Annotated in this window: 19 protein-coding genes; 9 read left to right on the forward strand and 10 right to left on the reverse strand. The window is 58.2% G+C overall.

Features of this window, described 5'->3' with window-relative positions; all coding sequences use genetic code 11:
• Positions 1–40 precede the first annotated feature (40 nt).
• The 4 genes from ACODTZ_RS06535 to ACODTZ_RS06550 form a co-directional block, all read right to left on the reverse strand.
• Positions 41–562: a VOC family protein gene (locus ACODTZ_RS06535; protein ID WP_489024621.1), complete on the reverse strand. Its 522-nt coding sequence runs from the start codon at positions 560–562 to the stop codon at positions 41–43.
• 44 nt (positions 563–606) lie between these two features.
• Positions 607–1,095 (reverse strand): GlcG/HbpS family heme-binding protein, encoded by a 489-nt coding sequence (locus ACODTZ_RS06540; protein ID WP_489024622.1) that lies wholly within the window; start codon positions 1,093–1,095, stop codon positions 607–609.
• Between the two features lie 93 nt (positions 1,096–1,188).
• Complete coding sequence (locus tag ACODTZ_RS06545) at positions 1,189–1,770, reverse strand: response regulator transcription factor (RefSeq protein WP_489024623.1); 582 nt, start codon at positions 1,768–1,770, stop codon at positions 1,189–1,191.
• Positions 1,767–3,419 (reverse strand): sensor histidine kinase, encoded by a 1,653-nt coding sequence (locus tag ACODTZ_RS06550; RefSeq protein WP_489024624.1) that lies wholly within the window; start codon positions 3,417–3,419, stop codon positions 1,767–1,769. Before ACODTZ_RS06550 ends, ACODTZ_RS06545 begins: the two co-directional genes overlap by 4 nt.
• Positions 3,420–3,909: 490 nt before the next feature.
• Here ACODTZ_RS06550 and ACODTZ_RS06555 point away from each other — a divergent pair, with 490 nt between their 5' ends.
• The gene (locus tag ACODTZ_RS06555; RefSeq protein WP_489024625.1) at positions 3,910–5,028 is read left to right on the forward strand and encodes an OpgC family protein; all 1,119 of its coding nucleotides are present in this window, start codon (positions 3,910–3,912) and stop codon (positions 5,026–5,028) included.
• A 346-nt stretch (positions 5,029–5,374) separates the two neighbouring features.
• Here the strand turns inward: ACODTZ_RS06555 and ACODTZ_RS06560 are convergent, their stop codons facing one another.
• Positions 5,375–5,773 (reverse strand): DUF2177 family protein, encoded by a 399-nt coding sequence (locus ACODTZ_RS06560; protein ID WP_489024626.1) that lies wholly within the window; start codon positions 5,771–5,773, stop codon positions 5,375–5,377.
• Positions 5,774–5,939: 166 nt separating this feature from the next.
• The gene (locus tag ACODTZ_RS06565; RefSeq protein ID WP_489024627.1) at positions 5,940–6,728 is read right to left on the reverse strand and encodes a DUF4394 domain-containing protein; all 789 of its coding nucleotides are present in this window, start codon (positions 6,726–6,728) and stop codon (positions 5,940–5,942) included.
• A gap of 196 nt (positions 6,729–6,924) precedes the next feature.
• Between ACODTZ_RS06565 and ACODTZ_RS06570 the strand changes: the two genes are divergently transcribed.
• The 6 genes from ACODTZ_RS06570 to ACODTZ_RS06595 all read left to right on the forward strand — a co-directional run bounded on the left by ACODTZ_RS06570 (position 6,925) and on the right by ACODTZ_RS06595 (position 11,319).
• Positions 6,925–7,476, forward strand: coding sequence for a sigma-70 family RNA polymerase sigma factor (locus ACODTZ_RS06570; RefSeq protein ID WP_489024628.1), 552 nt, complete (start codon positions 6,925–6,927; stop codon positions 7,474–7,476).
• Positions 7,473–8,177: an anti-sigma factor gene (locus ACODTZ_RS06575; protein WP_489024630.1), complete on the forward strand. Its 705-nt coding sequence runs from the start codon at positions 7,473–7,475 to the stop codon at positions 8,175–8,177. The genes ACODTZ_RS06570 and ACODTZ_RS06575 overlap by 4 nt, the downstream gene beginning before the upstream one ends.
• Before the next feature lie 512 nt (positions 8,178–8,689).
• Positions 8,690–9,070 (forward strand): hypothetical protein, encoded by a 381-nt coding sequence (locus ACODTZ_RS06580; protein ID WP_489024631.1) that lies wholly within the window; start codon positions 8,690–8,692, stop codon positions 9,068–9,070.
• Positions 9,071–9,079: 9 nt separating this feature from the next.
• Positions 9,080–9,775, forward strand: coding sequence for an MgtC/SapB family protein (locus ACODTZ_RS06585; RefSeq protein WP_489024632.1), 696 nt, complete (start codon positions 9,080–9,082; stop codon positions 9,773–9,775).
• 258 nt (positions 9,776–10,033) lie between these two features.
• Entirely contained in the window at positions 10,034–10,387 is a 354-nt protein-coding gene (locus ACODTZ_RS06590) for a PAS domain-containing protein (protein WP_209190273.1), read from the forward strand.
• 194 nt (positions 10,388–10,581) lie between these two features.
• A complete protein-coding gene (locus ACODTZ_RS06595; protein ID WP_489024633.1) occupies positions 10,582–11,319 on the forward strand; it encodes a Crp/Fnr family transcriptional regulator in 738 nt (245 codons plus the stop codon).
• Here the strand turns inward: ACODTZ_RS06595 and ACODTZ_RS06600 are convergent.
• From ACODTZ_RS06600 to ACODTZ_RS06610, 3 genes are all read right to left on the reverse strand, one after another.
• Positions 11,303–11,542 (reverse strand): DUF6894 family protein, encoded by a 240-nt coding sequence (locus ACODTZ_RS06600; protein WP_489024634.1) that lies wholly within the window; start codon positions 11,540–11,542, stop codon positions 11,303–11,305. The two genes, ACODTZ_RS06595 and ACODTZ_RS06600, sit on opposite strands and share 17 nt — an antisense overlap.
• A gap of 21 nt (positions 11,543–11,563) precedes the next feature.
• Entirely contained in the window at positions 11,564–12,295 is a 732-nt protein-coding gene (locus ACODTZ_RS06605) for a Crp/Fnr family transcriptional regulator (protein WP_489024635.1), read from the reverse strand.
• A 92-nt stretch (positions 12,296–12,387) separates the two neighbouring features.
• Complete coding sequence (locus ACODTZ_RS06610; protein WP_489024636.1) at positions 12,388–12,729, reverse strand: hypothetical protein; 342 nt, start codon at positions 12,727–12,729, stop codon at positions 12,388–12,390.
• Between the two features lie 257 nt (positions 12,730–12,986).
• Between ACODTZ_RS06610 and ACODTZ_RS06615 the strand changes: the two genes are divergently transcribed.
• Entirely contained in the window at positions 12,987–13,475 is a 489-nt protein-coding gene (locus tag ACODTZ_RS06615) for a sigma-70 family RNA polymerase sigma factor (protein ID WP_489024821.1), read from the forward strand.
• A gap of 37 nt (positions 13,476–13,512) precedes the next feature.
• Positions 13,513–13,893: a GFA family protein gene (locus ACODTZ_RS06620; RefSeq protein ID WP_489024637.1), complete on the forward strand. Its 381-nt coding sequence runs from the start codon at positions 13,513–13,515 to the stop codon at positions 13,891–13,893.
• Positions 13,894–13,998: 105 nt separating this feature from the next.
• On the opposite strand, the gene ACODTZ_RS06625 is transcribed toward ACODTZ_RS06620, so the two are convergent.
• Entirely contained in the window at positions 13,999–14,298 is a 300-nt protein-coding gene (locus tag ACODTZ_RS06625) for a hypothetical protein (protein WP_489024638.1), read from the reverse strand.
• Between the last annotated feature and the right edge of the window lie 37 nt (positions 14,299–14,335).

Below are 14,335 nucleotides of genomic sequence, written 5' to 3' on the forward strand. Positions count from 1 at the left end.
GTTCGCTCCCTTCAATCATCACGATTGTCTCGCGCTCGGGTCAGCCTTTAGGAGGCTCGGCCAGAACAATCCGGTTGTTTTCCTCATCGAAGAAATTCGCAACAGCGCCGAAAGCCCCTTGAGCCACTGTCTCGGGCAAGATGCCTTCCACCGACAGACGCTCCTTTTCGGCATCGAGATCGGGCACGACGATCGTCATGACGGCATTTCCCGAGCGTGCTTCATCGCACCAAAGCTGGAGCCCGCCCGTCGCACTCATGTTACGCCATTGCGCCATGTCTGGGAGCGGTCGGTCGTCGGCAGGTCGGCCTATGAAGCGTTGGTACCAAACCAGCGCTGCCTCAAGGTCGCTCACCACCGCGGTTGCGTAGATTCCCTGAACATTCATGGGCGATGCCATTATGGTTCTCCTCACTCGCTTCATCTTGAAGACGTTGAAGGTCGTTCCGTTCCGACATTGCATTCCGTTTTTTTTGCCGAAGCACCTTGTCGCACGCAAATGAAAATCGGCGGACAACAATGCCCGCCGATAAAACGCGTGAAACTTGAGGTTTGCCTGCAAATGCGAACTTCAGTCTGCCCGGAGACAGAACGGCGCTGAAGACTTCACTTGAGGCGCGTGCCGACCTTCTCGATCGCCTTGTTGGCGCATGCCTCATCCAGATTGCCACCCGGCGCGCCGGCAACGCCAATCGCGCCAATCGTATCCTTTCCGACTTTGATCGGAACGCCACCGGCCAGAACGAGGAAGCCAGGAATATCCGCGAGACCGGCCGCGCCAGGGTTCTTGGCTACGTTCTCGGCCATCGCGCTCGTTGCATTTCGCGACGATGCCGATGTGAAAGCCTTTTCCCTGGACGCATTCGCTGTGTGGGCACCTGCGTTTTCGGCACGCACCAAGGCGAGGAGAACGCCAGATCGATCAGTCACGGCTGCCGAGACATTGTAGCCGTCGTCGGCGCATGCCGAGACAGCCGCCTGGGCGATATCAACTGCGAGCGTGGTTGCGAGGCTGGTTTGCTGCACGGTGTCTTGAGCAAACGATGGAGCGGTAAGAAGCACGCTAGCGGTGAGGGCAAGCGGGAGGATCTTCATTCTGGCAACCTTCTTTCTGTTGTTGATGGATGCCAGTTTATAGGGATTTCCGATGGGATGAATTCGCGCCGTCACCGAGCGGGATCGGTAGAACTACCGATGCGCCATAAGCCAGATGCGCGTCTGCTCGGCGACCGCTGGCGTTCCCAGTTTGGTCGCGATGCTCGCCCGATGACTGTCAACGGTTCGCACAGACACATCGAGTGCGACCGCGATGTCTTTGCTTCCAAACCCCTTCGAAACCAGTTCGATCACCTCCCGTTCCCGCGCGGTAAGATGGTCGAGCAATCGACTGTTCTCGTGACGAACGAGAAGATCATTAAGTGCGGATTCGCACATCGCTATGGTTTCCATCAACACATGCTCATCGACCGGCTTGGCGAGAAAATCGACAACGCCCGCCTTGAAGGCGCGTCGGCATGCCTCGACATCGCCGTGGCCTGTGATCATGATGGCTGGCCAGCGGATATCGAGATCTTCGAGCTTCTTCAGGAGTTGTAAGCCACTGATGGCAGGCATCCTCAGATCGAGGAGCATGATGCCGGGCTTTGCTTTTTCCACGTGGGCGAGTAGGTGGGCCGCATCCGGGAAAGCCGTGACCTCTTTTCCGTATGTGGCAAGCAAAAGGGTCATCGCCTCTCGCACCGCGAGATCGTCATCGACAAGGTAGATCACGAGAGCTCTCCCAGTGGCAGTCGTATGATGAAGGTAGCGCCATTGTCGTTGTGGGCTTCCAGGCTACCATCCATGCGCTCGATCAGCCTGGCCGACAGCGGCAGACCGAGACCCATTCCGTCTGCCTTCGTCGTGAAGAACGGTTCAAATATCCGATGGAGCGAGCCGGTCTCGATGCCGGGCCCGTTATCCGCGACGAGGATAGCAACGCCGTCCCGTTCTCTCCGAGCCTCCAGAGTGATGAGGGGCGATCGGCAACCGGCGACCGCATCCGCGGCGTTTCGCACGAGGTTGTGAATGACCTGCTGAAACGAAACGACATCGATCGGCACGGCGGGCAGCCCCGAGGGAACGATCATGTCGACGGCGACACCCCTTGCTTTGATATCCGCTTCAATGAGGCGCATGGCTTCGGCAATCGCCTCGTTGAGGGGTACCATTCGGATGTCAGCCGGCGCACCTGAGATATATGCACGCATGCGCCCCAGGATATCGCCGGCGCGTTTTGCTTCACGAATGTTGGCGTCGAGCGCCTTTTCCAGGATATCCTCGCGTCCCATGTTAAGGGCGCGCCTTGCGGCCTGACTTTGGCTCAGCATTGCCGCCACTGGCTGGGCCAGTTCATGGGCAATGCCGGATGCCATCTCCCCCAAGGCGTTCACTCGTCCGGCATGAGCGAGCGTTGCTTCCTGTTTCAGCAAAGCCGCCCGCTTCTCCTGGCGACGGCGCTCCGCCTGCGTTTCCTGATATGACACAGCCAACCAAGTGATGGCTGCCAAGCCAGCGATCAGCGGAATGGCCAATCGCAGGGGAACGAGTTCGCCGGCACCGAATTTTCGGCGGATCTCCATCTCGAGTGGTTGAGTGTGACTGGTCATGATGATGCTGGCCGTGGCAGCAAGGAGTGCGCTCTCCGTGGCGCCATGCACTGCGAGTGTCTCATTGTTCAGCGTAAGCTTGGTTGAATAATCTTGAGGCGTCTTGTCGCCATCAAGCAATCCGTCTGCGTCGATGCGCAGACGCAGGATGCGGCCGGGTTCAACCAGCTTGAAGAGATCGTAGGCATGTTCACCGACCACGGCACGCGCAGCAATATCGCCGACATTAGAAAGCTTTGGCAACTCATCGAGCAGACGCATGTCTTTTGCCTTGGCCCCATCGGCTTGGCCATACGGAACCATTCTCGCGGCGCCGGCATCGAGACGGAACGTGGCGATATCGACGATACGAGGATATCGCGTCAGGATATTTTCCGAGAGCCCCTGAATGCTTGGCGACGGCTCCGCCGGCGACATTCGAACAACCGCTCCGAGTGCGCTCAGGTGCGCGTCGTGCTGAGCCAATCTCTCGGCAAGAAGCGTCTCGGTAGCACTCGCTTTGTCCGAAAGTTCTTGCACGCCCGACCTATATTCGAACGCCGCTAACGCCAAGACCGACAGCGAGCTTATCGCGATCCATATTATCGCGGCCTTGGCGAGGGAGTGCTTTTCGTTCAGAAAACGTCTCATGACATAGGACGTCGTGAGACATCCACCCGTGTTTGATTGTTCGAGCATCAAAGCAATACTCATCAGGCGAGAAACGGCAATCGGTAATCCTACCGGTGTAGTGAGTGAACCGTTTCCGGACAAAACCCGTGAGATCGGCATACAGGAGTTACCTGGAAAGCGGAGCAGTGGAGAGTTCAGCAGTACAGCCAAAGCAGCTTGGATATGGATTTTTATCCATAAAAATCAGCAACTTAATAAAAAGTTGCGTAAGCATAATTATGGAACAATCGTATTTCTGCAGATGCTTGAAACCTGCTCTAACTGTTGATTGCGCCGCTTCAATACTCTCCGACTACCGCAGTCAGACTGCGTCAGATCTTCATTGACGTGAACCCTTTCGATAGATTGCGCCGAACACGCGCGACAGCGCCCTTAAGGATCCAACGCCGTCTTGCGAGGCCGACGATGCGTCGTCATATCGTACACTCCTGTTCGACGTGATCCGCATCATAGAGATGCATTTGATGCAAGCATGCCTTTCGGGCGGCTCCTAGCTGCCCGATGAACCACCCGTTCATGTAGGCTTCATCGAGCGGTTGCTACCGTGGGTTCATCGACAACAGCAATGAATCAGCGGGACAAGTTAATCATGCAGCACCCTGCCGCTCCAACGGCCGGCCGAGATCCGCGCCTTGATTTCTTCCGTGGCCTGGCCTTGGTGATGATCTTCATCAACCACGTGCCCGGCAACATGATGGAAGGCGTCACGTCGAAGAACTTCGGTTTTTCGGATGCGGCCGAGGCTTTCGTGCTGATGTCCGGCATGTCCGCCGGTCTTGCCTACTCAAACGCCTATGCTCGCGATCGCATTCACGCGGTTGCCCGTATCCTGCGTCGCGCTGGCCGGCTTTACAGCGTTCATCTACTGACCACGGTGCTGGCCGTCATCGTTTTGATGGCGGGTCATAACTTCCTCGGCACGACCGCGCTTTCGGAACGCGTCAACATGGTGTCTTACCTGGAAGCGCCATGGACGACGGCGCTCGGCGTGCTCGGGATGACGCATCAGCTGGGCTATTTCAACATCCTTCCGCTCTACATGCTGCTGCTCGCGGCAACGCCTGGCTTCCTCGCTCTCGCGTCGCGAAGCCGCGCGTTGCTGCTTGCGGTGTCGGTATCGATCTGGGCGATCGCGGGGTGGAACAACATCAATCTTCCGAATTTCCCGACCGACGGCACCTGGTTCCTTAATCCGTTTTCCTGGCAGCTGATCTATTGCATCGGCTTGTGCGCCGGCATTTCCGCCAAGAAGGGCGAGACCTTTGTCGGCTACAGCCCTGCCCTGATGGCTGTTGCGATCGCCTATCTCGGCTTTGCGATGTTCGTGATCCAGGGCCGGCACTATGATCTGACGGCCTGGGGTGACCATCCCGCGCTTCTGGTGGGTTTCGACAAGGGCATATTGCCACTGCCGCGACTGATGCACATTCTCGCGCTGGCCTATGTGATCTCGCAGATTACCGTGTTCCGCACCATCGCGGGCAGCGCCAAGCTTGATGTCGTGTCGTTGCTTGGAAAGCAGGGCCTTGCGGTCTTTGCCTGGGGTTCGCTGGTCTGCATCTCGCTGCAGGTGCTGAGGGAGGCCTATGTGTTCTCGTCCGCTGTCGATATCTCAACGCTGATTGCGGGTCTCGCTATTCAGTATGGGGTAGCTCTACGCTTGCAGTCTAATAAATTGGCGCTCCGAGACAGCCACCAGATCGCTTAAAGTGGACGACTTTACCGAAAAGGCGCGGCCGAGATGGCTACACCGACGGACGTCGAACGACATTCTTCAACTGCTGGTTTGATGCCAGCGGCCGTTTCGTTTCGATAAACTGACAAGCCCTGCCGCGAGTGAGCAGCAGCGCTGAGCATCAGGTTTACCTCGCGCTCGGACGGAATGGCCAGGCGCCGGTGATGCTTCCGGTCGCCGCCGACCTTTTGTGGAGATTGCCGATCTGGAAAGACGAGACGGCACGGCCAATAGATCTTCGTGCCGACCGATCAAAGCGAGGTTCAAAGAGGAGTGTGGTCGTTCATCGAGATGCTCCCGAAGCCGAACTGTTCCGTCCTTATACCCGAAGTGAAATCCAGCATCCGATAAGGGCAGCCGTTGCAGACACGATGGATCCCCAAGCGAGATCAGCCAGTGTGAGGGCCGTGGACCAGTTCCTCAACGTTGCCTGATTGGTCAGGTCGTAGGTCGCATAGGCCGTAAAACCGAGCATTGCCCCATGGAGTGCAGCCGATCGCGGCGACCCTCTTTCCAATCCGGGCTCGACTGCCAGAAACGTCAGCCCAACAACATAAAGCAGATAAAAGGCAACAGCTGGCGCAAGCCTGAAGTCTTCAATCAGCATATCACCGATGACCGGACGATAGAGCGCGCTTGCCATAACGCTCAACCAGACGAAGTCGATCGCGACAAAGATGGGCAGCGTCACAACATAGGCTACGAGAACAAGTTTCATGCCAACCTCCCTAATCGCTCGGTCCCGCGCGTCTAGTCTAGTTGATCCGGGTCCAATCAACGCCCTTGCATAGCAACCAGTCTCCGATGCTCTTTCAGACAGTCCCGTCGGAGCGCGAAGGACGGTGGATCACCGGCCCTCCGCGCCCCAAGAAACGAGCCGATCGTCAGCTCGCTGGAAGGATGGCGATGTCACGCAGCTCCGCGTCCAGCCCCTCAATGGCACCGACTTCAGTCGCCACGCCAGTTTCCAGGTTCACGGTGTAAAGCATCTTGCTCGCAGCCAGGTAGGCCGTGTTTTTGCCGTCTTCCGTTCCTTGGATATCGAAGGCATATGTTGCAGGACCGTCCTTGATGCCGAGCTTTCCGATCGCCTTCAGCGTGCCGTCGTTTGGCTTGGTCTGCTGGATCAGTGCGCCGATGGTTGCATCGATATTGTACATCGCCGTCTTCTCGGGCTTGCCGAAGGAATTGGTGTAGGCAGCGGCGATGATGTTTGGCGTTTCACCCTTGTGCATGTCGCCATCCTCGTAGGCCAGGACGCCGTCCACCGTCACCGCACCCGTGTCGGGATGGACCCGATGGTTGGTCGTTCCGGTCATGACGCGCAGACGGTCGGCCATCGGATTGAAGTCGACGACGACAGGCGCTTCGGTGAGAGAGAGCATCTTGTCCATCTTGGCGACCTCGCTCGCAGCCCCGGTTTCGAGATTGATCGAGACGATGCGATGGTCAGCCGTGACACCGATGACGGTCTTGGTGCCCGGACGGAAATCGATTCCGATGAGCTTGTCGACGCCGGTGACCTCCATCGTCTTGGAGACAGCAGGCTTTGCCGTGTCGAACATGGCAAGCGTTTTGTCACCAGTCAGACCGAGCACCGGCGCGGCGAAAGCTGCGCTCGCGGTGATCGCGAATACGGAGGAGGTGATCAGTGCGGCACGAATGATTGACATGTCTTTCTCCCGTTTGGTTGCTTTATGGGGCGGCTCGAGGCTTGTTCGAAACGCTCCCATCATCAGGACACGGCAGCAGGCCTATTTGGATGCAGGCTGCCAAAAAAACTTTCTCGGCACGCATCCATTCCAGCTCGTCGTGGGTATAGGCATTCAGTGGCGACCGTGGTCACCACCGAGATGGGGGACCTTGTGTATGTTGATGGGCTTCAAGCCGGATAATCTTGGGGGCGCGCTCGCCGCATGCGCCAAGGGCGATCGCAACGCGTTGCGTAGCATCTACGATCAGGAGGCGGGCCGACTTGTCGCCGTTGCCGAACGCATCGTGCGCCGGCGCGACCTTGCCGAGGAGGTCGTCCAGGAAGCCTTCATCCGCATCTGGACCCATGCCCACCAATACAAGCAGGATTGTGGTTCGGCCCGCGGCTGGATTTACGCGATCGTCCGCAACCGGGCCCTCAATCTCCTGCGTGACGGCAAACGCGAGATTACGGTGGACGACGTCGGCATGCTCCGCGATGGAGAAGACGCCAACGAACTGATCGCCGCCTGGCAGTCCCTAGACCGCAGTTCGCGTCTATATGAGTGCCTCGGCGCCCTCGACGAAACAAAGCGGCGCGGCATTCTGATGGCCTATGTCAACGGCTACACGCACGGGGAAATCGCCGGACGGCTGCGGATGCCGCTAGGCACGGTCAAGTCATGGATCAGACGCGGGCTGACCGCACTCCGGGAGTGCATGGCATGAGATACGAGCACGCGGATATTCTATGGATCGCCGACGAATACGTACTGGGCCTGCTTGACCCTAGGGAGATGGCAGAGATCGAGAAGGCGATGGACAGTGACATAGAACTTCGGGCAGCCGTGGCAGCCAGCCGTGATCGTCTCCTACCGCTCGACCTAGCGCTCGAACCCGTCGCCATCGATCAAGCACTCTGGCAGCGCATCGAAACCGCCCTACCCGATCATCAGCATACAGCAACGCCGCAGGAAAGACGGTCATCGAACGACAACCGCGTAGGCATATGGCGAAACACTGCAGTAGGGGCGATCGCCGCAACCATTCTGCTTGCCGTTGGACTGGCGTTCAGTTTGATGCGAACCGTGGAGCCGATTGTTGTCGCAGTCCTTGTAAGCGAGACCGGCGAAGTCCAGGCGATCGTCGAGGATTTCGGCAACGAGAACGCCGCCGTCCGCCTCCTTGCCGATTTCGACGTGCCAAACGACAAGACCATCCAGGTCTGGACTTTGCCGTCACGGGAAATGGGTCCTGTATCCCTCGGGCTGCTGAAGGGTGTGCATTCGGCTCGCCTTTCCGGTCCTGCACTCCCGAAGCCTCACCTCGATCAGCTATACGAACTGACGCTTGAACAGGCTGGCGGGTCGCCGACAGGGCGCCCGACGGGTCCGATCCTGGCAAAGGGCTTGGCAAAGCTACCCCGATAGTGATGAACCGTTAGAGGTTACGTGTCTGCATCAGTTTCGTTCCGTTTGGACAGCTTGCCGATTTCGAGCAGATTGCTGGTTTCCTGATGAAGCAAGTCTTTTAGGATGAATGGCGGACGTGGAGCGCTCCCATCTACGGACAGCCGCCGACGCCACCCGAACTCGAGTTCAAGGGTATCGCCCTCGTGGCACCAAGGGCGTGCAATCGCCGGTCACGCTTGTCTGCTTTCGGCCGAGAGCGGTCATTTGCAGATGACGCTCACATATCGTTCATATCCACGCAAAATAGAATCCATTTTTCTGTTAGTCCAATGTCAACGGAGGATATCGTAGCCTCACCACCGCCCGTTCGCTGCTGCCCGTGCACTCCCGGTCACTAACGCACTGCAGGCTCCTGCACGCAGCATGCCCGATGGACCTTCTGGCCCTCCCGGCCGTCGTCGCTCAGACCGCCATTTGCTTTTGGCCTCGCTGCTCTACCTCCATCGACAGAGACAGTGGAGGAAGTGTCAGTGCGTAAGCCGATTATTCTATTTGCATTTGCCATGTTCGCTATGCCCGCAGGAGCGATGGCGCAGTCAGTTGAGCTTGAGGATACCTGCAAGTCCGTGGCCAAGAGCTTCTTCATGACCGATCAGCTCGCCATCGGTACAGTCCAGTCCTTTCCCGAGTTGAAACCGCCTGGTGTCCGCATGTCTTACTCGACGCGCCAGGGTACGGCTCCGGCCGAGATGACCGATATTTTCGAATGCGAATTCGACAAGGCGGACAAGCCGCACAACCTGGCGCGCTTCTGCGTATCGAGCACCTGCTATTCACCGACCGTCGACGACGGGGATCGCAAGCGCCGCTTCGAGGAGATGCGCATCCTTCTCAGCCGCGCTGAGAAATAGGATCGCGCCGTGCTTGACTTGATGCCGATCACCCCCGGCTGGCCGGAGATCGCCCTTCGTATCGGGGCGACGCTGTTGGCCGGAATCTTGATTGGCGCGAACAGGGAACAAGGTGGTCACGCCGCCGGGCTGCGCACAACCACCCTTGTCGGGCTCGCGGCCTGCATCTCGATGATTCAGGCCAACATGCTGTTGGCCACGAGCCAAGGCGCCAACGGCTCGATGGATATCCTGCGGTTTCCGCTCGGGATATTGACGGGCGTCGGCTTTATCGGCGGCGGCGCAATTCTGCGTCGCGGCGATATCGCGACCGGGGTGACGACGGCGGCAACGCTCTGGGTGATAACAGCGATCGGCCTCTGTTTCGGCGGCGGACAGATCGTCATCGGTGCAGCCGCCACGGCCCTCACCCTTCTTGTTCTCGCGCCGCTGAGACACATTCAGCGGTGGATGCCGTGCGAAGAGAAGAGCTCGGTGACAATCAAGGTCCCGAAGGGCGCTCCCATCCCGGACATCCGAGCGGCATTGCCCCCCGATTCTACCGCCTGCTTCACCACGCTGCAGGAGATTGATGACGGCGACGCTCTGATGTTCGAAATCCGCTGGACGTCCGGCCGTTCAGGTCGCGATGCGACCGCGATCGCCGATGGGTTGAGAGCGCGATTTTCGGTCATCGGGTTTGAAAATCGCTCGACTATCAACTGACCGAAGCTCGAGCCTCCGGCATGCCCTGCGAGGCAGCCAAAGAGGCAGTCATCGCCGCGGCGATCGAAGCGAAAGTGCTTGCCTGACGCTATTGCCTTGCCATAGCGCCATTCGCAACTCGCTAAATTTGCGATCGAGAATGTACGTTTCATGACCATCGCTGGCAAACCGCAGCGACTCGCACCAGTTATTCGCTGAACGACCCTTAGGTTGAGTGGCCGCTTACCGGGGTAACGAACTCGAAAGGCCCATAACACAATGAATTCTACTGAATTGACGGATGAACCCGGCATCTGGACGTGGTGCCTGGAAAGGAATGTTCTTTACGCAGATACTGCCTTGGCCGACCTCTTTGGTCTCGATGCCGATGAAACGCTGGTCGGGCTGCCCGTTGACCGCTATGTCGACCGTATTCATCCCGACGACCGAGGCCGTGTCGCCAAGTCCATGTCGGACGCCGTCATTGGTGGCATGCCATACTTTGAGGAGTATCGGGTGGAGGATGGTTTTGGCGAAACACGACACGTCGTCGCGCTCGGCCGATGCTTCCGCGACAGGTCCGGAAATCCTGTTCACTATGCCGGGATAACCTACCCGCTCGATGCGCTCTAGCTATTCAGACAGCCCGCATCAAAGGCAAATCTCGCCAATTACATGACAGCGCAAATTCCGTAGAAGCAAAGGCTTAGCTCTCACAGGCGCTCAATTGTCGAAACCGCACAGACGCGGTCGCCCTATGGAATAGCCAAGCCTTTCCCGCCTATTGTCAGCGCCGGGGCCGATAGATCGGCGACTCGGGGATGGCAATGGCAGGCTTTGAAATGACGGACATCAGGAACAGGATCTTACGCGCCCTTCCTGAAAACAGTCTGTCCGCCCTGATCCCCCATCTGGAACCAGTCGAACTGCCGTCGCGAAAAGTCCTGGTGCAGACCAACGAGCGGCCCTTCCATGCTTATTTCATCGAAAGCGGCCTCGCCTCGATGATCGCGATGAGCGCCGACGGTGAGAGCGTCGAGGTTGGACATATCGGCTTCGAAGGCATGTCCGCTGCCCATATCGTACTTGGCGCCGACACAACGCCGAACCGGACCTTCATGCAGGTGGCAGGGCATGGATATGCGCTGTCGATCGACTGTCTGCGGCAGGCTACCGACGCTGACGCGCTGCTGCTCGAACTGCTGCTGCGCTACAACCACTATGCCGCATTGCAACTCGCCAACTCCGCCTTGGCGAACGCTCGTTACAGCATCAACGAAAGGCTGTCGCGCTGGCTGCTTATGGTACAAGATCGGCTCATGCGCGACGATCTCCCGCTCACCCATGAGTTCTTGGCGCTTATGCTCGGCGTGCGGCGGTCCGGCATCACCAACGAACTGCACATCCTCGAGGGCATACATGCGATAAGGGCGACCCGTGGGAATGTCCGCATTCTCGACCGACGGAAGCTAGAGACCATCGCCGCCGGTAGTTACGGCACGCCGGAAGCAATCTATGAGGACCTGTTTCGCAAGCCGTTGAATGGAACTATTCGGCCTCGCTGATCGCCTGGCGAAAAGGCAGCGTCAGTACGACGCCACCGCTGCCATCGCGTACTTCGATTGATCGCGACGAGATATCCCGTCCCTGGCGGATGGCATGCGCCATCAGCTCTCGCGCACAGGCAACCGCTTCCTCATTCGCAGCCGACAAATCGGCGCAGTCCGTACCCTCCAGATCTTCGATCCGGCTTCCTTGGCCGACGACATGAAAATAGTAAATAGGCATCAGCGTCGTCCGATCTGGCTGCTACATGACTGGCTCGTCGACGGCGACGAGGCGCGCATATTCGCGCTCCGGCAACCCGTAACAGTCGCCGGCAATCTGCATAAGCTTTTGTCGGTCGAGGATGCGGATATTGCCGCGCGTGGCCTTGATCGCGTGAATGCCTTCGGCGATGTGCAACTGGTCCGTCACGCCCGAGCGCCTGACGCCGAGCATCAGAGCTAGGAATTCGTGCGTCAGCGGTAGATCGTCGGAATCGACCCGATCATGAGACATCAGCAGCCAGCGCGCTAAGCGCGCCGGCACGTCATAGCGGGCGTTTGCAAGAGCCGATTGAGCAACCTGGATCGACAGATACTGCATGAACCGCAGGAAGAGATCGCGTGCGTCGTCGTTGGCCGCGAGAGCCTTGTTGAAAGCAGACACGGGAATTCGGATTCCTTCGCCACCGACCTGCATGTAGGTGCTGGTTGGTGTGCGGTCAGCCTTGAGTATCACATGCCCGCCGGCCATCGCCTCACGCCCGAGATGCCCGACCTCGACGCTCTGACCGCTTTCGCTGTTGGCCACCACAGATGCGATGCCGGATTCGACGAAATACACGAATTCGGTTCGGCGGTTGGGCGCGATCAGGGAATGGCGCACGGGCAGATTCATACGCTCCATATGGGGCTGTAGCGTTCCGTAAGCCGCTTCTGGAAGCCGCTTGAGAAGATGATTGGTCACCTTTAAGCGATCGATCGTCATGAACGACATGCCGTCTCCTCCGCAAACTTTTCGACTAAGTTCAACCGATGACGGCCGCCAAAGTTCCCGCGTATTCGCGAGGTGGCGAAAGCAAATCCAAGCTAGCGAGCGGTCGCTGGCTCTGCGAGACCACATGCTCGCGCGATCGCAGTCGCAAGCATTCTTTCGTCGGCCGGCTTTGTAAGCCATTCACACGCCTTGAGCATGTCGCTGTCCGCGTCGAGATCAAGCGAGCGGCCGGAGTAGATGACTGTCGGGATATCTAAACCCGCAAGAGCCTGGATGAGGTCATCCGCGATCTCACCCTTCAGATGGTAATCAATGATTGCGATGTCGGGTATCACGCACCGAAGCCAAGACATTGTAGGATCGACCTCGGAAAAAGTGACGACCTCGTCATATCCAAGCTCCTGCAGCGTCTCCTCAAGCTCAAGCACGATCAACAGTTCGTCCTCGACGATTAACGCGGTCTTGTTTTCTTGCGCGTTCATTGGGATGAGATGTAGCGCACGTCGGCCGTTACAATCGCGACAGGCTTGAGCGTACGGTTCCGCACACTTGGTCGATCGAGGGAAGAGACGTCCTCCCCGCCAATACCCCGATGCCATGTCGAAACCGTACAGAGCGGCGGTGAAACGGAACAAAGCTGGATTGGGACGCTTCCTCATTCATTGGAGGACGCGTTATGACTTTTCGACAAATGACGAATTCCTTTCAAGAGGACGTCGTCGACCTCATCCCTGCCTTGAATTCCTTTGCCAGAACATTTCACCGCAGCCAGAGCGATGTAGACGATCTCGTTCAGGAAACGCTGACAAGAGCGCTCGGCAGCATCGACAAATTTCGGCCCGGTTCCAACCTCAAATCCTGGCTCTTCACCATCATGCGCAATCTGTTCTGCACGCGTTTTCGCGTTGGCAAGCGTGAGATGGTCGGAGTGGAAGAATGCGTTTCGGACGCCGGCAGCGTCGCTGCCGATCAAGAGTGGCGAATACGCGGCCATGAATTGGAGCGCGCCTGCGGTGGCCTCAAGGAGCCATTCAGATCCGCTTTCGAGTTCGTCTTCATCGACGGAGGCACCTATGAACAGGCTGCCGAGCACTTTCATTGCGCGGCGGGGACCGTCAAAAGCCGCGTCAACCGCGCACGCCAACGCATCGCTGACGAGTGCGGAGAGCTGGTTGCCTAGCCAGTTGGGGGCGGGCAAAGTCAAGGAGGTTACAGGCATGACTTTTTTGGGAGGCTGCCTCTGTGGCGCGGTACGGTACCAGGCTGATGGCGAACCCTTTCGTATAGGAATTTGTCATTGCGCGGACTGCCGGAAAGAAAGCGGATCTTCATTCACCTCCTTCGCCCATTGGCGTCGCGATGCGTTCACCTATTCCGGTGAGATATCGACATTCGCAGGTCGGAGCTTTTGCCCGCGCTGCGGAGGACGCCTATTTTGCCTAAACGATGATGACGTCGAGATTCGTTTTGGATCGCTGGACAACGCCCCAAGCGGACTAACTCCTGAAATGGAAGTGTGGACGAAACGGCGAGAGAATTGGTTGCCGGCTATTCCTGGGACGGAGCGATATGAAGAGGATCCTCTCCCAAAACGTTGACCGTAAAGCCCGCCCGCACGCTCTTCGCCGTGGCGATGTGCTGGCGCGAGCAGCGCTATGCAAAGCGTTTGGCATCGTTACCTGCGTTGGTGTGCCGCCATAACCCTAGGGGTTGGGGCTGCGATCAGTCGCCTGCGGGGGGCGGCCACTACCATCGGCCGCGTTGTTGTCGAAGGCGCCGGGTCCCGATGGCTGAGAATTGATCGGATCCTGCTTGGTTGACGCCGTCGGGTTGGTGTCGGTGTCCTGACGCTCACCCCACATTTCGACGCCACCCCACGCAAGTAGCGCCAGAATGAGACTGCAGACCAGCACCATCAAGACTGGCCGGCCGTAGCTGCCCTGTCTGGCTTCAGTCGCGGTTTCGATCACCTTTTCGCTCTGTCTGTTTTCAAATTGGGTCATTGCTGATCTCCTCGTTGCTCACAAACACAACGTCGGT

Source organism: Rhizobium sp. FG113, assembly GCF_057809895.1.